General features: G+C 69.5%; 21 protein-coding genes. 8 read left to right on the top strand and 13 right to left on the bottom strand.

All coding sequences use genetic code 11. The features are described from left to right. Positions 1–388: 388 nt before the first annotated feature. Complete coding sequence (locus ACFVHO_RS23115) at positions 389–841, bottom strand: hypothetical protein (protein WP_385717633.1); 453 nt, start codon at positions 839–841, stop codon at positions 389–391. A gap of 324 nt (positions 842–1,165) precedes the next feature. On the opposite strand from ACFVHO_RS23115, the gene ACFVHO_RS23110 reads away from it, so the two are divergent. After that, a complete protein-coding gene (locus tag ACFVHO_RS23110) occupies positions 1,166–2,251 on the top strand; it encodes a macrolide family glycosyltransferase (protein ID WP_385717630.1) in 1,086 nt (361 codons plus the stop codon). A 229-nt stretch (positions 2,252–2,480) separates the two neighbouring features. On the opposite strand, the gene ACFVHO_RS23105 is transcribed toward ACFVHO_RS23110, so the two are convergent. From ACFVHO_RS23105 to ACFVHO_RS23090, 4 genes are all read right to left on the bottom strand, one after another. Beyond that, a complete protein-coding gene (locus ACFVHO_RS23105; RefSeq protein ID WP_385717627.1) occupies positions 2,481–3,056 on the bottom strand; it encodes a transcriptional regulator in 576 nt (191 codons plus the stop codon). 94 nt (positions 3,057–3,150) lie between these two features. Continuing rightward, positions 3,151–3,702, bottom strand: a complete 552-nt coding sequence (locus ACFVHO_RS23100; RefSeq protein ID WP_385717624.1) for an NACHT domain-containing protein — start codon at positions 3,700–3,702, stop codon at positions 3,151–3,153. Between the two features lie 401 nt (positions 3,703–4,103). Next, positions 4,104–5,075: a quinone oxidoreductase family protein gene (locus tag ACFVHO_RS23095; RefSeq protein WP_385717621.1), complete on the bottom strand. Its 972-nt coding sequence runs from the start codon at positions 5,073–5,075 to the stop codon at positions 4,104–4,106. Positions 5,076–6,567: 1,492 nt separating this feature from the next. Then, positions 6,568–7,743: a DUF418 domain-containing protein gene (locus tag ACFVHO_RS23090; protein WP_385717619.1), complete on the bottom strand. Its 1,176-nt coding sequence runs from the start codon at positions 7,741–7,743 to the stop codon at positions 6,568–6,570. Between the two features lie 551 nt (positions 7,744–8,294). Here ACFVHO_RS23090 and ACFVHO_RS23085 point away from each other — a divergent pair. After that, positions 8,295–8,999, top strand: coding sequence for a response regulator (locus ACFVHO_RS23085; protein WP_385717616.1), 705 nt, complete (start codon positions 8,295–8,297; stop codon positions 8,997–8,999). After that, positions 8,996–10,147 carry a sensor histidine kinase gene (locus ACFVHO_RS23080; protein WP_385717613.1) on the top strand — a complete coding sequence of 384 codons (1,152 nt, stop codon included), beginning with the start codon at positions 8,996–8,998 and terminating at the stop codon, positions 10,145–10,147. Before ACFVHO_RS23085 ends, ACFVHO_RS23080 begins: the two co-directional genes overlap by 4 nt. 253 nt (positions 10,148–10,400) lie before the next feature. Here ACFVHO_RS23080 and ACFVHO_RS23075 read toward each other — a convergent pair whose 3' ends face one another. Then, positions 10,401–10,754 (bottom strand): hypothetical protein, encoded by a 354-nt coding sequence (locus ACFVHO_RS23075; RefSeq protein ID WP_385717610.1) that lies wholly within the window; start codon positions 10,752–10,754, stop codon positions 10,401–10,403. 177 nt (positions 10,755–10,931) lie between these two features. Here ACFVHO_RS23075 and ACFVHO_RS23070 point away from each other — a divergent pair, with 177 nt between their 5' ends. From ACFVHO_RS23070 to ACFVHO_RS23060, 3 genes are all read left to right on the top strand, one after another. Further along, positions 10,932–11,768, top strand: a complete 837-nt coding sequence (locus ACFVHO_RS23070; RefSeq protein ID WP_385717607.1) for a helix-turn-helix domain-containing protein — start codon at positions 10,932–10,934, stop codon at positions 11,766–11,768. 82 nt (positions 11,769–11,850) lie between these two features. Beyond that, the gene (locus ACFVHO_RS23065; protein WP_385717604.1) at positions 11,851–12,321 is read left to right on the top strand and encodes a cupin domain-containing protein; all 471 of its coding nucleotides are present in this window, start codon (positions 11,851–11,853) and stop codon (positions 12,319–12,321) included. Further along, the gene (locus ACFVHO_RS23060) at positions 12,318–13,037 is read left to right on the top strand and encodes an SGNH/GDSL hydrolase family protein (RefSeq protein ID WP_385717602.1); all 720 of its coding nucleotides are present in this window, start codon (positions 12,318–12,320) and stop codon (positions 13,035–13,037) included. The genes ACFVHO_RS23065 and ACFVHO_RS23060 overlap by 4 nt, the downstream gene beginning before the upstream one ends. Here ACFVHO_RS23060 and ACFVHO_RS23055 read toward each other — a convergent pair. The 6 genes from ACFVHO_RS23055 to ACFVHO_RS23030 all read right to left on the bottom strand — a co-directional run bounded on the left by ACFVHO_RS23055 (position 13,003) and on the right by ACFVHO_RS23030 (position 20,020). Further along, entirely contained in the window at positions 13,003–13,887 is an 885-nt protein-coding gene (locus ACFVHO_RS23055; protein WP_385717598.1) for an MFS transporter, read from the bottom strand. The genes ACFVHO_RS23060 and ACFVHO_RS23055 overlap by 35 nt on opposite strands. A 189-nt stretch (positions 13,888–14,076) precedes the next feature. Next, positions 14,077–14,679 carry a GNAT family N-acetyltransferase gene (locus tag ACFVHO_RS23050; RefSeq protein ID WP_385717595.1) on the bottom strand — a complete coding sequence of 201 codons (603 nt, stop codon included), beginning with the start codon at positions 14,677–14,679 and terminating at the stop codon, positions 14,077–14,079. 477 nt (positions 14,680–15,156) lie between these two features. Next, positions 15,157–15,702, bottom strand: a complete 546-nt coding sequence (locus tag ACFVHO_RS23045; RefSeq protein ID WP_385717592.1) for an SAM-dependent methyltransferase — start codon at positions 15,700–15,702, stop codon at positions 15,157–15,159. A gap of 69 nt (positions 15,703–15,771) precedes the next feature. Further along, on the bottom strand, positions 15,772–18,720 hold the full coding sequence (locus ACFVHO_RS23040; protein ID WP_385717589.1) for an NACHT domain-containing protein: 2,949 nt from the start codon (positions 18,718–18,720) through the stop codon (positions 15,772–15,774). Between the two features lie 260 nt (positions 18,721–18,980). Next, positions 18,981–19,577, bottom strand: coding sequence for a TetR family transcriptional regulator (locus tag ACFVHO_RS23035; protein WP_385717586.1), 597 nt, complete (start codon positions 19,575–19,577; stop codon positions 18,981–18,983). Beyond that, complete coding sequence (locus ACFVHO_RS23030; protein WP_385717583.1) at positions 19,577–20,020, bottom strand: peptidase inhibitor family I36 protein; 444 nt, start codon at positions 20,018–20,020, stop codon at positions 19,577–19,579. Before ACFVHO_RS23030 ends, ACFVHO_RS23035 begins: the two co-directional genes overlap by 1 nt. A 311-nt stretch (positions 20,021–20,331) precedes the next feature. On the opposite strand from ACFVHO_RS23030, the gene ACFVHO_RS23025 reads away from it, so the two are divergent. Beyond that, a complete protein-coding gene (locus ACFVHO_RS23025; protein WP_385717580.1) occupies positions 20,332–20,865 on the top strand; it encodes a GNAT family N-acetyltransferase in 534 nt (177 codons plus the stop codon). A 64-nt stretch (positions 20,866–20,929) separates the two neighbouring features. On the opposite strand, the gene ACFVHO_RS23020 is transcribed toward ACFVHO_RS23025, so the two are convergent. Next, a complete protein-coding gene (locus tag ACFVHO_RS23020; RefSeq protein ID WP_385717577.1) occupies positions 20,930–21,427 on the bottom strand; it encodes a hypothetical protein in 498 nt (165 codons plus the stop codon). 954 nt (positions 21,428–22,381) lie between these two features. On the opposite strand from ACFVHO_RS23020, the gene ACFVHO_RS23015 reads away from it, so the two are divergent. Beyond that, on the top strand, positions 22,382–24,160 hold a 1,779-nt coding region (locus ACFVHO_RS23015), incomplete at its 3' end, for a GTPase (RefSeq protein ID WP_385717573.1).

The raw sequence follows: 24,160 nt of genomic DNA, 5'->3' as shown, positions 1-24,160 counted from the left end.
CCGCAGACACGACGCGCCGCCGCTACGCGGCGGGAAAGGGAACGCTCCGCGTTCCCTGAATTCCGGCTCCGCCGGAATTCCCGGGTCAACTCCGTTGCCCCGGGCCCGAATTCGCTCCGCGATTCGGGCTGTCGGGAATTCGCTCCGCGAATTCCCGAAGGCTGGCTACGGCGTGGGGGGCGGGCTGGTTTTTGCCGTGCCCCCACTCCCCTGTCTGACTGCCTGTCAGAACTTAGAGTACCCCCTTACCTGAGGGTTAGTCAGGAGTGAATATCCGAACCGATCTCGGAATGAGTTTCGGCGTTCCTGAATGAGCCGGAACAAGGTAGTTGGAACCAGCTTTTCCTCACCTCAGGCCAGAGCACCCAGCTGGAGAACTGACGCTGGCTCAGTAATGACATCCCCGTCGTAGTGACATCTGCAACGGTGCTTCACACAGGGGCTGGAAGCTGCGTTTCTTTCGTCGTATCAGTTCTCGTCGCCGTCCGCGTGGCCTTGCGTCGCGGGGGGGCTGGATCAGCTGGGCGAGTTGGGCGGCATAGCGCTCCACGACCTCGGGTGAGGTGGCGTCGGCCTCGAACAGGCCGCGTGCCAACTGCGGGTAGACCGCCAGCGCGTTGGCCGCGCTCATCATGATGAGCAGGAGGGCGGCGGCATCGTGGCGCTCGTCGAGTTCGCCGTTTTGCTGCCGTTCTTGGAGCTGTTCGACTTCCTGGCGCAGTGATGCGTTGCGTTCGTGTGCTTCTGGGCCGTCCTTGCCGGTGTCGGCGAGGCCTGCCCAGGCGAGGAGGCGGCCGCCGAGGCGTGGGTCGGCGGCTGCTTGCACGTATTTTTTGATCATTTCGTCGAGGGGGGTGTCGGCGGGGATCGTTTCGGCTTCGTGGGCTTTCCAGCGGTGGCCGAGTTGGTCGTACAGGCCCTGCTTGCCGCCGAAGTAGTAGAAGATGAGCTGCTAGTTGACGCTGGCGCGGTGGGCGATCTGCGATACGCGGGCGCCGGCGAAGCCTTTGGCGGAGACCTCGATCATCGCGGCGTCGAGGATGCGTGCCTTGGTGCGTTCGGGGTCGCGTTGTCGCTCGTGCGGGGCCGGGGTTCGCCGGGGTGATCGCTGGGTGTCGGAGGGCTTGCGACCTCGCGTGCTGTGCTGCTCAGTGCTGATGCCGCGATGGCCGAGCGCATCCGCCCCACCGGCGCCGAGATCGTGCCTTACGAGCCCGTTCCCGCGGCGGGCGAGCCCATCGTCATCGACAGCAGGGACGCCGCCGCCCGCGCGATGCTGGCCACCCTCGAGCAGGTGGAACACGTACTGCCGCAGATCGAGGCCGGTTACGCCGGTGACCGCCCGGATCTGATCGTCAGCGACTGGCTCGCCTGGTCGGGGCCGATGCTCGCCGCCTCGTGGCACGTCTCCCGCATCCAGCCCTGGTCGGCCCACGCCGCCAGTGAGGGCTTCGACTTCGGGCGGTTCATCGTCGGCATGTTCGCCGGCACCTCGTACGCGGCCGCGTTCGACTCCCTGCGCGCCACCGTGCGCGAGCGCCACGGCATCCCGCCCATGGAGCTGCACGACTTCTACCGGCCCGCCGAGTTCAATCTCGTCTACCAGCCGAGGGCCTTTCACGTGCGCAACGAGACGTTCGACGACTGCTACGCCTTCGTCGGCCCCACGAAGGCGCCCGCGCCCGGTGATTTCACGCCCTCGTCCGCGTCCGGGGAAACGCCGCTGGTGTATGTGGTGCTGGGCACGATCATCAGCGATCTGGACTTCTTCCGCCGCTGTGTCCGGGCGTTCGCCGGCCAGCCGTACCACGTGGTGATGTCTGTCGGGAGCGGCATGGATCCGGCCTGCCTCGGCCCGCTGCCGTGCAACATCGAGGCCCATCGGTCGGTTCCCCAGACCGCCGTGCTCGCCCGTGCCGACGTCTTCGTCACCCACACCGGCATGAACTCCACCATGGAGGCCCTCGCGGCGGGCGTACCGATGCTCGCCCTTTCCCGCGCCCCCGAGGCGCAGACCACCGTCGACCGCATCGTCGAGCTCGGCCTCGGCCGCACCCTCGCCCCGGCCGATGTGACGGCCGAGCGGCTGCGTGCCGTTGTCGCCGGCCTGCTCGGCGACGGCTCTGTCCGGCAGCGTCTCACCGCCATGCAGGATGAGGTCCGCGAAGCCGGTGGCGCCCCGGCGGCCGCCGATGCTGTCGAAGCCCGGCTGTCCCCGTCACCGTCCTCACGTGTCTCTGCACGGCGGTGAGGGTCCCTGGCCACCAGCCGGGTGACAGGAGATCGCCCGGCCTAGTGGGTGGCTGAGGCCGGATCCTGACGGCAAGCAGAAACAGTGCTCGGTGGCGTCGCTGCGGCTTCTTCTCTTGCGGGTCCCGGAGGTTTGAGCAGGCCTGGCTGCTCGGCTGTGAGGTGGGGGTGGGGTGCGTGCCGGGGTCTGCCGGCAGCCGGCAGGTGGGGTGTCCGAGGTGCCAGGCGGTTCAGGCGGCGAAGCCGATGTTGGTGACGTGCTCGTACTGGCCCCACTGCGAGCCCAGGTCCACCACCGCGTCACTCACCCACACGTCGTCCAGGGCGGCGTCATCACCGGTGCTCCAGGCCTCGATGATGCGGTCCCACTGACGGACGTTCAGCATGCGGAACTCCACCACCCTTTGGCGCGGCCGATCCACCTGGGACTGGTTGAGGGGGTGGAACTCCACCCGTGTGCCGCGGCCGTCCCGGTTGAGGCGTGCCAGCAGGTAACGGGCCACGTTGCGGCGGCGCACCGCCCGGTAGGCGGTCTCGATCCGCTCGAGGTTTTTCTTCGACGGGCTGCGCTTGCCGTCCAGCCATGCTTTGAGGGTGCGGTCGGTGACGGTCAGGCCGGCCTCGCGTGCGGCCTGGCGGGCGTGTTCCGTGCGGGTGAGGTAGTGCAGACGGGCCATCAGGCCCCGGCGTGCGGTGACGGGCGTGGTGATGAAACCGGCGAGCTCATCGAGCTGGCGGGCAACCGCCTCATGGCCCTTGATGCCACGGGCACCGTACTTGCCGAAATCATTATTCCTCTCCGGCATCCGTGCCCGCCCTTTCCTCGACTCTCCGATACCGTAACTACAGAATACCGCAACTACACTGATTCCATGTGTAGTTTACTGCATCCGTGCCCTTTTACGGCAGCCAGGAACTGGACTTTACCCTCTGCTTTTCCGGCCTCGTCGTGCGAGCCTGTTCCGAGTCGGTGAATCTGACGGTTCGCCGTGCTGTGAGCTGAATTCTCGTCAATTCGCTGCCGCGATAGGCGGGTACAGTCATCAGGGAAAGCCCTCGGTGCCCGTGCCGTGAAATGCATCCTGGACGTGGGATACGTGCCCAACAAGCCGTGGTCGCGGAAGCAGTGGCCGCGTACCAGCCGTGGACGAAACGGCTGGTCTGGTCCGGGGTGAAGCGCCGCACGACGAGCGCCTCCGCGCCGTTGAGCGGTGCGACGTCGTAGCCCTGGGGGCGGGTGGTGAGTACCCCGTGGTTGCCCGGGTAGCGGGCGATCTGTGCCTCGGTCCACTGCACGAGGCGCTGGCGGGCGTAGGGGTCGGCGACTTCGTCCAGACTGTCGAGCGGGACGACGCGCCGGCCGCGCTCCGGCTGGTTTTCGAACCATCCGGCGGGTGCGTCACCAAGGCTCGCGGCCGTGAGCGTTCCGCGCGCGATGTCGGCCGTCGTCACCGCCGAGGCGGAGCCGGCGTCGTCGCCGGCGATCTGCCGGACGTGGTCCCGCAGCGGGACAAGGAGGGGGCTGGCGCGTCGCCCGCCGCCCGGGCCGGCGGCGGGTGAAGACGGCGGTGGTGTGCTGCAGGAGGGTGGTCTTGCCCGTTCCCGGCGCACCGATGATCATCAGGACCTGCCGGCGTGGCTGGTCCAACAGGCCCTGTGTGCCACCGACGCAATGGGCCTGCCCAGGTGACGAAACGCGGTCGGCGGCCGGCCGCGCATCACGGCTCTGCCTGCGCCCGCACCGCAGCCGGCTCCCGTTCGCGGTCATCACCCGGGATCGCGGACACAGCTGCGCGGGATCGACGCCGGGCGGAAGCCACGTTCCTGCAGGACAGTCAACTCCGTCGGGGGCCCTAGGGGATGACGAGCAGCTTGCCGGTGGTACGCCGAGCCTCCAGATCGCGGTGGGCTTGGGCGACCTCGGCGAGCGGGTAGCGGGCTGTCACGGTGGTCTCAAGCGCCTTGGTGCGCACCCATTCCAGCACGTCGGCGGCGCGCCGGAGCAGCTCGGACCGATCGGCGATGAAGTGCCCCAGGCTTGGCCGGATCAGGGTCAGCGAACCGCCCTGGGCGAGCCGGATGGGGTCGAAGGGCGGCACTGCACCACTCGCGGCGCCGAAGAGCACCAGGTGGCCGCGGGTTCGCAGGCTGGCGAGGCTCGCATCGAAGGTGTCCCTGCCGACGCCGTCGAAGACGACAGGCAGGCCCTGGCCGCCATGGAGCCGCTTCACCTCGGCCGCGAGATCGTCCACCGCAGAGTAGAGGATCACCTCGGCGGCCCCGGCGCGCCGCGCCAGCTGGGCCTTCTCCGGTGTCGAGGTTGTGCCGATCACTCTGCCGCCGAGATGGGTGATGAGCTGGGTCAGCACAAGCCCCATGCCGCCGGCGGCAGCGTGCACGAGCACTGTGTCGCCTGGCTGGACCGGGTAGGCGTCCTTGACGAGGTAGTGCGCCGTCATGCCCTGCAGCAGCACGGCGGCGGCGGCCTCGAAGTCGACGCCGTCGGGCAGGGGCACGAGCCGGGAGGAGTCCACGACGGCCTGCTCGGCATAGGTGCCGGGGATCTCCACCCAGCCGACCCGGTCTCCCACAGCGACGTGGGTGACGCCGGGTCCCACCTCGAGGACCGTGCCCGCGCCCTCGGTGCCCGGGGTGAAGGGCAGCGGGAGGGTGTACCGGCCCTGGCGGTGGTACACGTCGAGGAAGTTGACGCCGGACGCGGCGACCTCCACGACCGCCTGGCCCGGGCCCGGCACCGGTCGATCAACGTCGACCAGCCGCAGCACCCCGGGACCGCCCACTTCGGAAACCTGAATCGCTCGCATGACCCCTCCTGAAACGGCTGACTTCCCTCACCAACTCCGGTCGTAGCGGTCCGATTCCCGCTCGCGGTGAGGTGTCCTAGCCGTCTCACGCCACGCGGGAGAAGGGTGCCACCGACGCAACGGGCCCGCCCAGGTGACGAAACACGGCCGACGGCCGGCCGGGCATCACGGCTCTGCCTGCGCCCGCACCGCAGCCGGCTCCCGATCACGGCCATCACCCCGGGGATCGCGGACACAGCTGCACGGGATCGACACCGGGCGGAAACCACGTTCCTGCAGGACAGCCAACTCCGCCGGTGCCCCCCCCCTGCAGTGACCTGCGTTCCCCCGACGCGAGCTCGGGTCCCCGACGTCGGCCAGGGCACCGCGCTGCGCCACATGCAGCGAGCCGGGCTTAAGACTCACGCCGACGAACACATCCTCGAGGCGGGAGTGACGAACACATCCTCGAGGCGGGGGTTCTGAGCTCCCTGGACCGTCAGCCCCTGGAGGTCGCCCACCGAGTACCGCTGGATGAGGCACTGGCGGCAGAGGCTCTCGCAGCGCGTCAGGCGGACCAGCAGCAACCGCTCCACATAGCTGGCCGCCCGCTTCGACAAGCGCCCTTCAAGCCAAGCTCCTTGGAGACAGCGGACGCGAACGCGGCCCCGGCCAGCACGGCTTCAAAGACGACCAGCAGCAGCACGGACAGGACCGGATACTGCACGGCCGCCGCTTCGCGCTAGGTGAAGGCCGCGATTCGAGCTGGGTGAGAGCCGCGCTTTGCGCTGGGTGAGAGCCGCGAGGGAAACACCGGCGCCCAGGAACACAAACCCGATCCGGCCCGCGGAAGAACCCTTGCCTTTCGGTCACGTGTCCCCTCCCCGGCGGCGCCGCACAACACACGCCGGACACCCACCCCCCGCGGCGCGCAGATCACCAACACCCGTGCTCGCGTGCCCCGTTCGATGATCTCGACGCACGCATTGTGCACTGACTGCCGACACCGCGGCGAGCAGACACACCCATCGAGCGCATCACCCCGTGCAGTGCTGTCCACGACAGAACAGAACCACCTCACACCGCGCTGCCGGGTGGTAAAAACCCCGGCTCCACCACGCAAGGCGTCAGCCGGCACACAAGCGCACCCCCTTGGTCCTGGGCTCTCCCTCCAACAGGCCCCACCGGACCCCACCAGGCTCCATCGGGCTGCGAGGCCGACAAGGCGTGGCTACGGGGCCCCGCAATCGGGGATGAGCAGACACGGATGCGGGGGTGGGCGGACACGGGGTGGGCGCACACGGGGGCAGCGCGGCTGAAGACGCCAGCGTCCGGGAGGCCGCTGGCATCCGAGGGCGCCGGCGTCCGGAAGGCCGGCTGAGTCCGTTTCCGAGAGCGGCTTCGCCCGGGTCGGGTGAGGCAGCTCTGGTGAGCAGCCCGCCGTCGGGTGCGGCCACACCTGCGGTGAGCAGCCCGCCGTTGCCGGGCCGGCTGGTGGCGGTACCCCGGCCGGTCATGTTCGCGGGCGCCCGCGTGCCTCGGTGCCGGCGAGGCGGGTGGCGCCGTGGAGGAGGTGTTCCAGCGGGCCGCGGCGGAAGAAGCGCGACCATGCGGTGGCGAACAGCAGGGCGGCGGCGATGAAGGCGGGGAGCAGGAGCAGGGGCAGGCTGTCGAGGTCCTCGATGCCCAGGGCCCAGATCAGCGCGATGTGCAGGACGTAGGCGGTCAGGGACATCGAGCCCACAGCGATCACGGGCCGGGCCCACCGGGTGAGGCGCGGGAGCCGGTCCAGGGCGGTGACGCAGGCGGTGAGGACGAGCAGGGCGATGCCGGTGTTGGCGAGGATGGACAGGGTGGTCTCGCTGTGGGGCGCGGCGACCCACAGCCAGGCGGTGTTCGGTGTCTGCGGCACCCCGGCGACATCGGACCACCAGGACGCCGTCACGGGGCCGTCCCAGGTGGCGTCCGCGGCCAGGGCCGCGGGCAGGCCGGGCAGCAGGTGCAGGGCGAGCCAGGAACCGCCGTGACCGAGGGCGGCAAGGGCCGCCCCGGTGGCGGCGAGACGGACCCGCACGGCGGAGGAGGCGAGGTCCAGGCGGGCCACGGCCATGCCGGCCAGGAGGAACGACAGCCAGGCCAGGGCCGGGTAGCTGCCGGTGACGAACAGGTCCAGGAAACCGTCCGTGTCACTGAGGCGGGCCAGCGGGTCATGGGCGATCACCCTCTCGCCCCAGGCGCTGCCGTCGAGGGAGCGCAGCAGGAGGTAGCGGAGCTGGGGCAGGGTCAGAGCGGTCGCGGCGGCGAGGACCGCCAGCGTGCGTGGACGCAGCCGGTACAGCGGCAGGAGCAGGGCGAAGAACAGCCCGTAGTAGGCCAGGATCACCTCGACCGGCGTGCCCGTCATCGTCAGCGCCGTACCCAGGGCGAGCAGGACCAGAGCACGGATCAGGACGTGCAGGACGGCCCGGCGGCCGGCGCGGCCGGTCCGTGGCGTGCTGCGGCCCATCAGGAGGATCAGCGAGAAGCCGGCGAGGAAGGCGAACAGGGCCGAGGAACGGCCATGGGACAGCTCCAGGAGGAACCCGGTCACGCCGCCGGCGTCCTGGGGAGCGGGGCCGACATGGGCGGCGTACATGCCGAAGACCGCCAGACCGCGGGCCAGGTCCACGCCGAGCAGCCGGCCGGCCACGGCAGGGCCGTCACCTTCACCGTGAGCGAGAGCGAGAGCGAGGGCGGGGGCGGGGGCGGGAGCGCCGGTCGCGGGGAGCGCTGTCACGGGCTGGCGTGGCTGCGGTGTCATGCCCGTCAGGCTCGGAGAAACACAGGGGCGTCTGGTATCCGCCGGGGTGCCGGCGGGCCCCCGCCGCCTGGCGGGAGCCCGCCCCCCGGCCGGGGGGTGTGGCGGTGACGCGTTCGGTGCCGGGCCGGAGCGCGATTACGCTCCGTTCAAAGCAGCGCATGCGCTGCTTGGGCGAGCAGCAGGACGGGGACAAGCGTGATCCGCGCAGCGGGACGGGAACAGATGTGACCCGGGTACGCGGTGGGACAGGCCTGATCCGGACAGCAGGGACGGGGACAGACGTGATCCAGGACGGGGTGGGGCAGGCGTGACCCGCGCAGCGGGACGGGAACAGGCGTGATCCGGGTACGCGGTGGGGCAGACGTGACCCGGACAGCGGGGACGGGGACAGGTGTGATCCGGGCAGCGGGGACGGGGACAGGTGTGATCCGGGTCGTGGGATGGGGGCGGGTGTGATCCGGGTCGTGGTGGTGGATGACGAGGCGCTGGTCCGCTCGGGCTTCGAGCTGATCCTCGGCGCGGCCGGCGACATCGAGGTCGTCGCCACCGCGACCGGCGCTCAGGCCGTGGAGACCATCACCCGGGCGCGGCCCGACGTGGTGCTGCTGGACATCCGCATGCCCGACACCGACGGCCTGAGCGTGCTGCGGGAGCTGCGCGCCCTGAGAGTCCCGCCCGTCGTGGCCATGCTCACCACCTTCGACTCCGACGAGTACATCCTGACCGCGCTGCGCCGTGGCGCCGCCGGGTTCATCCTCAAGGACACCGCGCCCGAACACCTCGCCCAGCTGGTGCGCACCCTGGCCGCCGGCGGCGTGGTCCTCTCCCCCAAAGCCTCCACCGCACTCCTTCAGGGCGCGCACAGCATCACCGAGGACGATCCGCAGGTGCGGCGGGTGGAACTGCTCACCGGCCGCGAACGCACCGTCCTGAAGCTCATCGCCGAGGGCCTGTCGAACACCGAGATCGCCGCCCGCCTCCACCTGAGCCCGGGCACCGTCAAGGACCACGCCAGCGCGATCCTGGGCAAACTACGGGTAACGGGCCGCGTGCAGGCCGCGCTCCTCGCCCAGCGCGCCGGCCTCCTCACCACCCAGCACACCGGCCGGCGACACCCCGCCCCCGACACCGGCCCCCGCCCATGAACCCCCCACACACCAGCAGAAGAACCTCCTACGCCCGCAGGGCCCGCCGGCTCACCACGGCCTGGGCGACCCTCGCGATCGTGCTCCTCGCGGGGGCCGACGTGTGGTGGAACGCCGAGGACACCCAGACGTATCAGACCGCCTGCGCCGCCCTGGCCTGCGCCGCACTCGCCCTGCGCCGCCGCTTCCCGCTGACGGTGTTCCTCACCGGGGTGCCCGCCACCTTGTTCGTCCCCCTCATGGTCGTGCCGTTCGCAAGCCTCTACGCCCTCGCGGCGGCCTCCCGCAACCGTCTCCTCCTGGCCGGGTGCGCACTCATCTCCGCGGCCGCCGACGCCGCGCCCTGGCCCCTGGACGAACTGACCCAGGACGGCACGACCCGCACCCTCGTCGACTTCGCCTACCTCATCGCCACCGCCGCCGCCCCCGTCTTCCTCGGCCAACTCGTCCAGGCCCGCCAAGACGCCGCACACCACCTACGCGACATCGAAGAAGCCCGCGACCACGAACAGCACCTCCACGCACAGAACCTCCTCGCCCGCGAACGCGCCCAACTCGCCCGGGAAATGCACGACGTGGTCTCCCACCAGGTCAGCCTCATCGCCATCCAGGCCGGCGCCCTGCACGTCACCACCACCGACCCCCGGACAAAAACCACAGCCCACACGATCCGCGAACTCAGCGTGACCACTCTCGACGAACTACGACACATGGTCACACTCCTGCGCATGTCCGCCGGCAACACCACCCCACTCACCCCCCAACCCACCCTCGCCGACCTCCACCAACTCATCGCCAACAGCGGCACACACGCCACCCTCACCGGCCGCCTACCCGACGACCTCCCCGCCCCCACCCAGCGCACCCTCTACCGCACCATCCAGGAAACACTCACCAACGCCCGCAAACACGCCCCCGGCTCCCACGTCACCATCCACCTCTGGCACCACACCGGCCGTATCGGCGTCACCGTCACCAACACCCCCGCCACCCGCCCCACCACCCCTCTACCCGGCGCCCACCACGGACTCATCGGACTCACCGAACGCGCCGACCTCCACCACGGACACTTCACATCCGGCCCCACCCCCAACGGCGGATACACCGCCCACCTCACCCTCCCCCACCCCACACACCCACACGACTGAACCCTCCAGCTAGCCCACACCCACCACACACCACCCGACCCGACACCCCACCCCACCCCACACAAAGCCTGCGGACCCCGCCCCGGCCACATCACACACAAACACCCTCACGGCGAAGTGATTAGGCAAGGCACATACCGGACACAGTCGAAGCAAGCATTCACATAACCACCCCCAGCGCAGCAGGCGGCCAGCGGCGTCGGGAACGGGGCCCTGCCGGCCCGACCGGGCGATGAGGAGTCCGGTGTGCCGCTCAGCAGCCAGGCGGGATCCGGTCCTGCGGCCCATCAGCCGCCTCTGCCGCGCTGTCCTCCTTCTGCACCCGCTCGGCCACAGCCGGGTCGGCCGAGTCCGAGACCAACTCCGCGATACGCAGGGTGCACTCCCACTGCGTCAGCCTGCCCTTGATCACCACCAGGTACGTCTCCTGGCCGGCCAGGCGGTACACGCGACGCCGCTTCTCCACAAGATTCTTGCTCGGCACGTACGAGGAGAGAGCCCCACGAAGCGCCTCCAGCGCCTGGGCCTTCGTCTCCAGCCCACGGCAGATGAACTCAGTCCTGTGCACATCGCTGTAGTACTCCGCAACCACAACCCAGTCACCCATCCGCCCTCCCCTCGGCGCCACTGCCAGTCAGCCACAGCCCACCCCGCCGGAACAAGAACGAAACACACCAAAGAGCCACCCCCAAGCAAGGGCGACGGACAGGACCAGCGGCAAACGGCGGTGATCAGCCCTTGGATGGTGATCTTCCTGGGCTGGGCGGCCCGTACACTGCCGAAAATGGAGGACCACGCAGCCACCGGGATCCGTGCGCATCCGGCGCCCGTCTTGCGGCAGTACGTCGACTCGTATGTCGGCTTCGACCTCCGCGGGCTCCCGACGGGGGTGCACTGCGGCCCGCCGAGCCGCGCGCTCACTGCGGTGATCAGCCTGTCAGATCCTTTGGAGGTGGCGGCGGGCACTGACGACGGGTCACCGGTCACCCGATTCGGCAGCGTGGCCGGCGGTCTGATGTGCCGGTCCGTCGCGATTCACCACGACGGACGCCAGCAAGGTGTTCAGGTATCGCTGACACCGCTCGGGGCCCGGGCCATCTACGGCATGCCCGCCGCCGAGCTCGCCCACCGGCTGGTCCCACTTGACGAGCTTCTCGGAGCGCTTGCCGTCGAGTTGGTCGACCGGCTCCGATCGGCGACAACATGGGCGGCGCGGTTCACCGCGCTGGACGAATTGCTGCTCCGAGCTGTCGGCCGTGGCGCCTGTGGCGACGATGTGCGCCGGGTGCGCCCCGAGGTAGCCGAGGCGTGGCGCCGCCTGATCGCCGCGCGGGGTTGCGTCCAGGTTGGTGCGGTCGCCGCGGAACTCGGCTGGAGCCGTCGGTACCTCACCGAGCGGTTTCGCGGTGAGGTGGGCCTGTCGCCGAAGACCTTCGCCCGAGTCTTGCGCTTCGAGCACGCGCACGCACTGGCGGCGGCGCAGGACCCGCTCCCGTGGGGCGATGTGGCAACCGTCTCCGGCTACGCCGACCAGGCTCATCTCGTGCGGGACTGGCGCGAGTTCACGGGCCGATCGCCGACGGCCTGGCGTCGCGGCGAAGTCCTCCTCGGGGCCGGGTAGCCGCCAGCCGTCTGCCCGTCGCGTCGGCTTGTCTTCCCTTTTCTTCAAGACCGCCCGATCGCTGTCGTGGACGATCGCCGGCATGAGACTCCTCAACCACGAACGCAATGCCATGGACCTGCGGACCACCCCTGTGCACCTCGGACTGGGATCAAGGGCGAAACCCGTCGAGGGCTTCGCCTGGGACCCGGAGGTGCTCCAGGCCTACAGCGCCGCGGTCGCGGCAGACGGCGCCGAGGGCCGGATGGTGATGATCTTCGACGGCGACGGGCAAGGCGACCATTGGGAAAGCCACCCTGCAGGCGATGAACTGGTCGTCTGCCTCAGCGGGTCCGTGACGGTCACCCGCGACGTGGACGGGGTGCCCGAGCGCGTTCTGCTCGGGCCGGGCGAGGCCACCATCAACCCCGCCGGGATATGGCACGTGGTCGACACGGAGGGGCCGACGTCCCTCCTGGCCATCACCGCGACCCTCGGCACCGACCACCGTCCTCGGACCGACACCCGACCGACCGAACGCGTCGGCACGCCCAGCCCGGAGCAAGCGCCGTGACAACACGCATCGCATGCCTCGGCGACAGCCTCACCCGCGCGCAGTTCAGCATCGACTACCTGGATCTGCTCGGACGACGCCACCCTCCCGGTGACATGCAGCTTGCCCGTTTCGGCGCCAACGGCGACTTCGCCTACAACCTCCTGCAGCGCCTCGACGCTGTCCTCACGAACCCACCCGATGTGATCACCGTGTTGATCGGGACCAACGACGCCCGAGCGAGCCTTGCCGGCTACCCCGTAGAGCAGGCCATGAAGCGCAAACAGCTCCCCGACCGCCCGTCGGCAGGCTGGTTCCAACAGTGCCTGGGAACCGTCGTCGCACGGCTGCGAGCGGAGAGCGACGCGACGATCGGTCTGCTGTCGCTACCGGTACTCGGCCAACAGCTCGACGCAGCAGCGGCACACGCATCGCAGGCGTACAGCCGGATGATCGCCGAGGTCGCCGCCGCCAACGAGGCGGCCTACCTTCCGCTCCACGAACGCCAGATCGAGGAACTGCGCCAAGCCGACCCGCCGCCGATTGCATACCGGGAGGTGACGCCCGCAGCGGTCGCCGGCGTCCTCCTCCAGCACGCAGTGCTGCGCCGCAGCCTCGACACGATCTCGCGACGGCGAGGTCTCGTGCTCACGACCGACCACATCCACCAGAACAGCCGCGGCGCCACCCTTATCGCTGAGGTCATCGACGCCGGTCTGCTGACCCAAAGCGTGTAGCCGGTTCCGGCGCCCGCCCAGTCGGATGCCATCTACCGCACGGAGGTGGCATCCGATCCAGGCGGTCAACGCCTACACCATCCGGCTCGTCTGGCTGCATGACCACCGCGAGGGCACCTGGCCCACGGTCCCCTGGCGGCTGCTGTCGTCGACCGTGACCCCATCCGGCGAAACGGTGGCTGATGTCGATGACGAGGGGCTCCGGTCCACTTCGTGTGGAGTACTCACCCTCGGTGACGTCAGTGCCGTGTGGTGAGATGGCCGCTCTGTCAACCCCTCGGTGGAGGACGCTCCGATACCCGTGTACCCATCGCTGAGCCAGGTCCAGGGCGTTTCCTCTGGGGCACCTTGCCGACCAGATGAAGCGACCGCTTGCGGTGGTGGCGACCAGGGCGAGGCCGTAGGCGGCCCGCACCCCGCCGAGCTCGGTGAGCAGTGCGGCCAGCAGGCAGCCGACACCGGCCCCGATGACCCAGACCACCGAGACCAGGGCGATCACACCCGCACTGCGCTCCTCGGGGAGATGATCCCGGGCCACACCCATCATCAGCGCCGTCAGCCCGAGCCCGACACCCTGCGCCGCCCTGCCCGCCAGCAGCCACGCGAACGACAGCGACAGCACCGTGAGCGCGCCGCCGGCAACGACGACCGCCAGCGTGACGAGGATCGTGACCCGCCGGTACGGACCGGCTCCAAGCCGACCCAGGACCAGCGTCGCGACGGCACCACTGAACAGCGCGACAGTCAACGTCCACTGCGCACTGCCGAGCGAGACCTGGAACGAGACCGCCACACTGGTGATGAGCGGCGCCCCGAGGCTGGCAACCACCGCGCTGATCGCAACAGCCATCTGCATGACGTGCCAGGCAGCGGTGCGGACGCCGCGCCGCAGACGGCCGCGCGCGACCCCGGCCCACAGGGGCCCGGCATGTAGCGGCGCCCATCTCGCCAGCTCATGGCTCACGTCAACGGGCAGGCAGCAGATCACCATGATCGAGGCAGCGTAGCGACGCTCCAGGACGCCTGACGCGGGAGACGGTCAGCCCTGCGTCCTGGGCTCGCGGCGCATGCACCACGTGCGGGGACCGTCGTCGGGCAGCTCGACCTCCGCAGTCACGGTGAAGCCCAGGCGTTCATAGAACCTCACGTTCCGCTCACTCGACGTCTCCAGGAATGCCGGGTGCCCGACGCGGTCCGCCGCTTCGAGCCCGGCCACGACCACCGCGCAGCCGAGCCCTTGGCCCTGTGCGTCCGGGGCCACGCCGACGGTCGCAAGGAACCACACCGGCTCACCGGGCCGGTGCGGACCAAGGACGCGCTGCGCTGCGGCGAAGGCCGGCGCGCGGTCACCCGCCAACTCCTCGACCAACGGCCCCACTTCGGCGAATCCGGGCGCCGGGTCCAACTCGGGCGTGGTCCACACCGCCACGGCACGCGCCTCGTCGGTGACCCACGTCCGCCCGTACCGAAGGCCGACCCGGGTCAGGAACAGCTCCTGGAAGCGACGCACCCGCTCCTCGTGCCCGTCGGCCGCGACGACGTGCCGAGTGAACGGATAGTCCGCGAAGGCACGGGCGAGTGTCCGGACGGCACCGGGCACGTCCCGTTCCGTGGCGGGTCGCACTAAGGGGGTGGGGGCCATACACGCTCTCCTTCACGTTCCTGGTGTGTGCCGGCGAGGCGCACTCCGGCGTACGCCGCGCACACGAAAAACGATCACACCGACCCCCGGGTTCCCGGGAGGCTGGGTGAACGGCGTCGGGCCGCCCGCGCCACTGCGTACGAACTCGTGGGCTCGTTGGCAGTCCCGCGGAAGGAAGACCCGAGCATGGGCACGCACGAGAAGCCGCCTGCGGATCCGAGCCAGGGCAAACCGCCACCCGGCAACACGGACTCCCCCAGACGCAGGACAGCGCCTTCAGGGCTTCGGGGAGGGCCCTACCGAAGGAGATACTCCCGCCGTCCACAAGCACGCCCGTCACAGTCAGGGTCCTGTCAGGTCTCCGAGGCATCCCGGGCCGCCCGCTGGTCCGAAGCAAGCGCGGACAGCGGAGCTCCACAGAAGTTGAGCCAGAGCGGCAACTCACATACACAGCCCGGCGTGGGCCCGTGCACTGGCTCAGGACAGTCCCGCGAGCACCGCGGACAGGGCCTCGTGGCTCTCCACAACCGCGTCGGGCTTCGCGAGTCGTCGGCGCTCCAGACGGATCGCGCCCAGGTGCCGGGCCTCGGGGATCCGTGCCCGCCACACCGCTTCCGGCGAGTGGTCCTGCGGCCCGTAGGACTCCCGGCAAGTCTCGCAGGTGGTAGCCGAGTCCGCCCGATTCCGCGTACTGGTCGGCCGCGGCGGACAGGCGCGGGCTGGGGGCGGAGTGGCTGAGGATGAGGGCGCTGCCTGGGGCTGCGTGGCCGACGAGGTGGTGTACGAGGGCGTGGCGTCGTCGTGGACGTGTCCGAGTAGGTCGGACAGGACCAGGGCGACGGGCTTGGTGAAGTCGAGGTCCTCTGGGGCCCTTACCAGGATGTGGTCGGTGTCGCGCATGTCCGCGTCCAGGTAGGTCGTGCGTCCCTCGGCGGTGCTGCCGAGGCAGACGTGCTGGTAGAGCAACACCATGGGGTCATTGTCGACGTGGACGACGCGGGCATCAGGGTTGGCAACGACCACTCGCGGCGCTCACGGAATCGTGGAATCGACGCCTCGGCTCGTGACGTCGGCGAGATGCGGCCTGGGCCGTCATGCGGTGGGCGCTGTCGTCCGGGGGGCTTCCTGCGGGGCGTCGGTGGCCGAGGCGAGTCGCTGTTGCATGCGTAGGTGGCGGAACTCGTAGTGGGCGCCGGACTGTCGTAGCACTCCCCTGCGGTGCGCTTCGTCGAGGAATGTCATGAGGCGCCAGGGCAGCCGTCTCGTCAGGGCCAGCCAGGTGCGGGTGACGGCCAGTTGTCCCCATGCGGTGAGTGCGAGTGCGGCGGTGCCCATCGGCACCCACATCTGTGCCGCTACATGGTCGAGTCCGCCTCGTGATGCGAATGCCCAGGTCAGGAGGGCGCATACGCCGCCCGTCGTGACCGCGACGACTCCGGACCGGGACAGCGACGCGATGCGGTCCGTGCGCAGGGTGGCTTGCGGGTTGGCTGCCCGGATGAGGTCGGAGGGAGCACTGAGTGCGCGATAGAGGCCCGATGCGGGGCCGCCGATCAGCGCGATCAGGACTCCGCCCATGGCGCCGGGGAGCAGGAATCGGTCGAGTGGGTGCCGGGTGGCGCTCTGGGCGAGCCAGGTCCGGGACTGCTTGGGTAGCTCCGGCAGCATGTTCACGGCATGGGCCGCGGTGTGTCCGTCCACGAGGATGCGCAGGTCGCCCTGGGCTACGCGGAAGGTCACACGTGCATCGAACGACTCGCACTTGTGGTCGCAGCTCGGCGGGTGGCTGCCGTACGGATACGCGGTGAGCCGGGAGCCTCCGTGTGGGTACACCAGGACGCCGGTGATCTCCGTCGAGGACTCGACGGTGCGGTCGCCGTCGGGTGTCTCCCGGTGCGACCACGTCCCGAGCCGCCTGCCGTCCAGGTTGGGCGCCCTGGAGGTCTCGACCACGGAGAGCGCGTAGCCGACGGCGCCCACCGTCCCGCCTGCCGCCACTCCGACGAGCAGACACACGGCCCAGCCGTGCAGAAGCCCGGTCGCGAAACGCCGGGCGATACGGCCCTCACCGGCATGGGAAACGGCCGTCCGCACGCCCTGTCGCCTCGCTGCCGCCCACAGGCACAGGGCCGCGGCGAAGCACAGGGCGCCGGCCACCATCGGCCACACGCCGAGGTCGTGCCCGAACAGCCATGGCCTGATGACAACGAGCCCCGCCAGGGCGAGGAGGCCGCCCCCGGCCTGTGCCGCGAGCCGACCGGCAGGGCTGCCCGCCCACGGCAGCCCGAGCGGCACCGCGTGCCGGGTCAGCCCCGCGACCCCGAAGTACAGGGCGATCAGTACGCCGAAGACGGCGCCGCCGAACAGCTCGGCCACCCAGCCGTCCGTGACCGTGCCGAACTGCAGCCCGAACTGAACGGAGCCTCCCGCGAGGGTGTACCCGAGGGTGGCGATGGCGGCCGTCGCCGTGCAGACCGTGAGCTGCCGGGGCAGTGCCGTGCGCTGTTCGCGCCGCGCCGCCGACACGGGCAGCAGTAGGGCCAGTCCCCCGGCGAATCCGATCAGGTTGCCGACCAGGTTGGCTGCCAGCGACGGCTTGTCGTCGGAGACGAAGACGTCGCCGCCGACGCTGGAGAGCAGGATGGGGACGGCCAGGACGAACGTGAGTGCCTGCGCGAGCAGGGCGGGCGCGGCCAGCCGCAACGCCCGCGGCACGCAGAGGTACAGCTCCCACCAGGCGAGCCGCTTGGTCCCTCGGCGCTCCAGTTCGCGGGCGAGCCAGGTCAGCCAGTGCTCGGCGTCCGCGGTGCGCCATCGTGAGTCGGCGTCTCCGTCGCCGAACGCGGCTGGGATGAACGCGTCGAGGAGGTGTTCTTCGATCCCGGCCGTCGTGTCGAAACGTGGGTCGTCGAGGAGCTCTTGGGGATCGCGGGACGCGTCGCCGTAGACCGTGCGGGCCAGGGCCACCATGAGCGGGTTGGTCAGGATCTGCAGGAGTGCGTGGGCTGCCGGGCTGTGCGACTCCTCCTGCAGGGAGTCCAGCACGGGGGTCCACACCGTCGTGCGGCGATCGCGGGGGCCGCGCAGCGGACGCGCGGTGCGTTCCAGGTATGACGACGCCTCGGCGAAGTCCAGCGGCAGCAGCTCGAGGACCTCCGCACCGGTGAGCACGTCGCTGCACGCGACCGTGCTTTCCCAGGCCGTGGTCCGCGAGGTGACGAGCACCGGCATGCCGTCGTCCAGCTCGGCGTTGAGCCTGCGCATCCCGGTGCCGTACAACGCCGGGGGCAGTTCGTCGAAGCCGTCGAGGACAGGTGTGATCAGTCCGGCGTCGAGCAGCGCCCCGGCCAGTACGGTGCCGTCGGTGGTGGCCGCGAGCGGCCGGTACTCCGCCACGAGCCGTTCGACGAGCCAGGCGCGCAGGGTGGTGGTGCCCGGGTCCCAGGCCGCCAGGGGGAAGATCACGGGCACGGCTGTGCCGGGTGTGCGCTTCTTCAGAAGGTCGAGCGTGCAGCACACGGCGAGCACGCTCTTGCCCGAACCGGGGCTTCCGAGCACGACCATGCGCCTGGACGGCACGTCCTCGAAGGTCGTGGCGATCGACGCCAGACCGTTGTCTGCGGGCCGGGGCTCGGGCACCGGGCGCCCACGTCGAATGTTGCGTGTGTCGTCCGTGAGCAGTCTGTCGGCCCGCCTCCAACGGACGTTGAGTGGTTTCGGGTCCTGAAGGCGCCGCATCCGTGCCTCCTGTGCCCATTGGACCCGTACCGCCTCGGCGAGCGCGTCGGCGGTCTGTCGCAGCACGACGCCGGGTTCCGGGGGCGCGTCCGTGCGGCGCAGGACGTCCATGAGCAGGGCCGCGACGGACACCACGACGCCGACCACGGATACGACGAACGCGGGGCCGTCGTACTGGGCTTGCTCACCTTGCTCACCTTGCTCGCCGCCGACCCGGCGGAGGGTGACGGCCAGGACGAGCAGCGCCGCGCAGCCGACGCCGACCCACAGCCTGCGTCGTGTCCAGACTTCCCGTCCGCCCATGCCGTACCTTCCGTCCCTCTCGCCTCGTGTGGACCCGAGCGTTTCAGGGAAGGAGCGCCTGGCGGCGGGGCAGTGCGATTCTGCGGTGGGGCGCTTGGTGGTGAAGCAGGGCTGCGTGTGCGCCGTGCGCGCTCGGGGACGAAGCGGCTAACGCTTCGCCGGGCCGTCCGGTCCGGTCGAGTTGATGCGACTGCGGGAAGTCATGGCCAAGAAGGTCGCCCGCGTCGAGGCTCTGGAGCGGAACCGCTGGTCACGTCGTGTCAGTTGTCGTCGCCGAGCCCATGGCCTTGCGTCGCGGGGGGCTGGATCAGGTGGGCGAGTTGGGTGACGTAGCGCTCGACGCCTTCGGGTGAGGTGGCGTCCGCTTCGAACAGGCCGCGCGCCAACTGCGGGTAGACCGCCAGGGCGTTGGCCGCGCTCATCATGATGCGCAGGAGCGCGGCGGCATCGAGCCGCTCGTCGAGTTCGCCGCTGCGCTGGCGTTCTTGGAGCCGTTCGACTTCTTGTTGGAGTGACGCGTTACGCTCACGTGCCTCGGGGCCGCCTTCGCCGGTGTCGGCGAGGCCTGCCCAGGCCAGGCGGCGGCCGCCGAGGCGCGGGTCAGCGGCCGCCTGCACGTACCTTTTGATCATTTCGTCGAGGGGTGTGTCGGCGGGGATCGTTTCGGCCTCGTAGGCCTTCCAGCGGTGGCCGAGCTGCTCGTACAAGCCCTGCTTGCCGCCGAAGTAGTAGGAGATGAGCTGCTGGTTCACCCCGGCACGGCGGGCGATCTCCGACACGCGGGCGCCGGCGAAGCCCTTGGCGGAGTTGGAACCGGTTCCCCGCCCGGTGGGCCGGGCGGGGAACCGGAGTGGCATCAGCGGAGCAGGCCTGGAGTCGGGGCCCTGCCCCCCACACCCCGTGAGAAGTAGTGCGATTCGAGGTTGGCGTAGTACGGCTGCACGAACGACCCCGCCTGTAAGGGACCCGCGTACCCGCGAGTCCCCATGTAATTGGGTCCGGTGAATGCCTGGACGTACATCAAACCGTTGTAGTTGAAGCCGGATCGCGCGTTGTTGGCCACGGTCTGGCCCTGGCCGAGACCGTTGGTGAGGAACTTGTCATTGCCGTAGTTGGCGTCCGCACCGCTGTAGTCATACAGCGACCCTTTGCGGTTTGCTTCGAAGCTCAGGCACCATTCTCCGACCTGGCACACGCCGTCGCCGCCCGCCGCGTCGGCTGGAACGGAAAGGCCGATGACGGCTGCGGCGGAGGCGACGGCGGTCGCCGCTACGGCCTTCGCTGCTTTGGCAATCCTCATTCCATTTCCCTCTCTCCCGGTTTTCTTCTGCTGGTCTTTCACGGCCCTTCGCAGGACCCTTGGGCGCGCCGTTCTTCGAGGAAAATTCGGAATACACAGGGAAGGCTATGACGACGAGTTCGCGATGTCTTGAGTAATCAATACTCAAGTTCGTCCAGAGTGTTGGCCGATGAGCACCGCTAGTGCAGCTCGGCCGGAGGCCCTTCCGGCTACTACGCTGCAGGCATCTTGCTGCCCCGCAGTCCCCGCGCGGCAGCACGGCCGGGCGCCGGATTACCGATGAAGCCCTTGCCTTCGGCAGGATGGGCGCCATGACCGAGATCCGCACACCCCGTCTCCTCCTGCGTCGCTGGCATGACGACGACCTCGCGCCGATGGCGGACATCAACGCGGACCCGCGGGTCATGCGCTGGATCGACGACGGCTCCGTGCGCGACCTGGACCACACCGCAGAGGCAATCGAGCGGTGGGAGGAGGAGTGGGACGAGGAGGGCTTCGGGCTCTTCGCCGTCGAGCTGCTGGCATCGGGGGAACTGGCAGGCTTCACGGGTCTGTCCGTGCCCGAGTTCCTGCCGGAGGTCCTGCCCGACGTGGCAATCAGCTGGCGGCTCGGCTCACAGTTCTGGGGCCAGGGATACGCCTCCGAAGCAGCCCACGCCACGCTGGAGTTCGCGCTCCAGGACCGCGGCCTCGACCGCATCATCAGTATCAACCGGGTGGGTGACAACGCCTCCGAGAACATCATCCGCAAGCTCGGCATGGTGCCCGAGCGGGAGACGGCACACCCGGAGTACGCCTATCCCCTGCAGATTCACGCCATCGATCTCACCGAGTTCCAGGCATGAACCAGCCGCACCATCGATCACCGCAAGACAGCCGACCGCTGTTCATACGTCCCCGACGGGCCCGTCACGAGCTCTGCTGGAGTGGCTCCGCAGCCTGAGCAGGGGGGTCGTAGTAGCCAGGCCGTGCCAGCAGGACCGAGCTGAAGAAGTAGCCCTGCTCTTCCTCCGGCTCATCGTCGGCTGCGAACGGCCGCCAGAAGCTCAGCAGCAAGTCCGGGGCAATGAATGAAGCATCGTCGTCAGGGTCTTCCTCGATCGAGGTGAACTCGCCCATGCGCTGGAAAACCTCGCGGGCCGAAAGCGCGAACACGTCCACACCCTGAAACAACACTCGGTCCGTCTGGGACAACGGCCTTCCCAACTCGATGGCTTCAAGCATGTCTCGCATGCAGTGGATGCTGATCATCAGCCCGCTGGGACGGAAGACGTACTGCCCCGGCCGATCAGACTCCGAGACCGCAGAGAGACTGCGAAGCGAGTCCAGCGCCGTGTTGGCCGCATGCCGAGTCATACCGATCCGCAACAAGCCAACGCCGGTCGGCGGGGCGAGGTCGAAGTCCATGCGGGCATGATCCCAAACAGGTCTGTCAACGAGTCACGAAAGGCCGTCCAGTCCCGGAGGTTACAGAGCATGAGAGCTCCACAGAAGTTGGACCAGAACCCAAACTCGTCAACAAAAGCTGTTGCAAGAAGTAATCGAAGCCACCCGGCCTCATCACGCACACCCATGGCCTGTATCTGGCACCACAGGAACACGTAGCAGACCTGGCCACAGAGTCCCCCCCACACAGGGCAGGGCAGGTCCGCCCCCAGCGCCGGGAAGACCCCCGAGATGGCGGTGGACGTGGCAGCACATGACCGGCAACAACGGGCTCTGCACAGCACAGCCCGGAGCAGCGGACCAGAGAACAGGCCATACAAGCGTGGCACGCGCAGCCAGCCGACGAAGGCCACACAAACGCATCGGCTCGGCCGACGCGCAGCACACCGTGGAATGCTGCCCACACCAGAACAGAAGCACATCGCGCCCACACCAGCGCCCGATAAATGACCGGGCCGAGAGTAAGCCCGCACACCCAGGAGCGGCGGTGATGCGACCGGGCGCCCCCGGTGGCCTTACGGCTTGGCTGTCTTCGGCACGCGGAAACGGACGTCATCCGCCACCAACCGCGCGGCCCCTCCTCGGCCCAAAGGTCCAGAGCGACGGCCCCCTCGGTGTGGTCGGCCCCTCCTCCAGGATGCAGGGCCACCGCGGTGGACAGTCTTTGCTTCCTGCCCTGGGATCCCAAGATCTTTACGGTCGGCGATCTGCTCCGTGGGCCTCGGGATCGCCGTCCGAACCCCGCGTCGACGCAGGTGGATGCAACCTCGCGGGACAAATGCCCCTATCCGATCATGCACTTTCAGAAGGCGGTGTCTTCGTCCGCGCCCGGACGTCTTGGCGAAACCCTGCGGTCCGTCAACGAAGTTGGCACCATGGCGGACTGATTCGTTGGACAAGTGCCGAGGCGGTCGGATGGCAAGCAGGCAAGCACCGGAAGCCGGTGGCGACCAGATGGAAGCGCCATCTCCGTACGGTGCGGGCCTCCGACAGGAGGCTCTGGAAGACGACGGCGTTGTACCGCTCGCCAGTCAGGTGGCGCTGCTCGCCACCCGGGCAGGCGCCGACGGGGTCGCCGAGCTGGTGCGGCGAGCCGACCGCCGCTCTGGCTCATCAACCGCCCGTATCTGTGTCGTCGGGGGCACGAACGTGGGCAAGTCCCGGCTGGTGAACGAACTCGTCGGAACGACCTGCGTCCACGTGTCCGTCCGCCCCACATCCGGCCCTCCGGTCCTGGTGACAGCAAGAGAGACAGCAGCGGACGCTACGTCAGACAGCCTCGAGGTCGTCGTACCGCGGGTCTCAGCCGACTCCTGGCTCGTTCGATCCGGCATCGAGTTCGTGGATACAGCGGGTTGGGAATCCTGGTCGGGGACGCGAGAGCCCGACTCGGAGGCACTGGCACGGATCGTCGTCGACTGCGACGCCGTCGTAGTGGTCACCGAGGCACGTCGCGCCCTGCTTGCGACCGAGCAAGCCAGGCTCCAGGCCCTCTCGGACACAGCACACCACCCACCACTCCTCGTCGCTGTCTCGAAGCTGGACGAAGTCGGGGACGAGGCTGCAGAGATCATGAAACGCGTCCGCCATCTCGTTCATCGGCTCGCACCCAACGCCCCTGTACTCGCCGCTCCCGTCACCAGGACAGCGACCAGGCCCGGCGGCTCGTGGGCCGAGAGGACTCATGCCGACGAGGTCGAGGTGTGCCGGACCATGCTGGCCGCCCTCTCCGGCGCCCGGGAGCGCGCGGCGCTACGCGCCGCACGCCGTCTCCGCCTCCTGGCTGCCACCTGCGGCCTCGTGACGGATGCGGCTGCCCGGGCCTTGGCAGCGGGAGCCAGCCCGCAGTCCAACACGTTCGAAGAACGCGTGGCCGAGATCTGGCGTGCCCGGCACACCGCCGCCCGCTTTCGCTGGATCGTGCTGGCGGATCAGGCACAGGAGCGATGCCGGAAGCTGACAGAGGCCATTGCTGCGGAAGCACGCCGACGCCGGGCCGATCTGATACGTGTTCTCTCCGAGAAGCTCTCAAGGATGGTGGAGACGCCCGAGGAACAGCTCTTCGTGCGACTGCACGTCGTGCCGATCACCGAGCAGGCGATGGAGGAGTTCGCTGCTTGGACGACGGGAACCGTCGACGAAGCCCTCCGACGTGACACCGACTGGCTCCTCGAGGCGCTGCGCCACAACCGGCCCGATGACCAGGACACCACGATCACCACCCCTCATGCACGGCATGTCGTCCCCGTGCCCCGCCTTCCCCAGGTAGCCGGAACGGCCGCCGCAGAGGAGGCCGAGGACGCAGCAGGCTGGGACGCGTCCTGGGCGCCCGACTTCGTGGGGAGCACCCTCGACAGCGTCATCTCCCCCTTCGCCACCGAGCTGGTGGGAGGAGTAGTTGGAGCGGCCGGCACGGCCCTGACCACGGAACTGCTGGAACGCGGTCAGGCGGAGCGGCGCCACCGCACGGTTGAGGTATTGGGAAGCATCGTCGAGCAAGCATTCGCAGAGCAGTCCGAGCGCCTCGGCACGCGTCTGACCGAAGTCTACGAGCACCAGCTGGCATCAGCCCGAGACCGGGACGAGGAGTGGTGGGGGGGGGGCGCCGCACCCCCCCCCCCCCCCCCCCCCACCCCGGGCCCCCCGCGGCGCCGCGCCCCAACAGGGGGGGGGGGGGGGCGCCCCCCGCGGAGG

The organism is Streptomyces sp. NPDC127108 (assembly GCF_042677545.1).
Taxonomy (GTDB): Bacteria; Actinomycetota; Actinomycetes; order Streptomycetales; family Streptomycetaceae; genus Streptomyces.
Note: the sequence above shows the minus strand (reverse complement) of the source record. Positions and strands in the feature narration are given on the sequence as shown.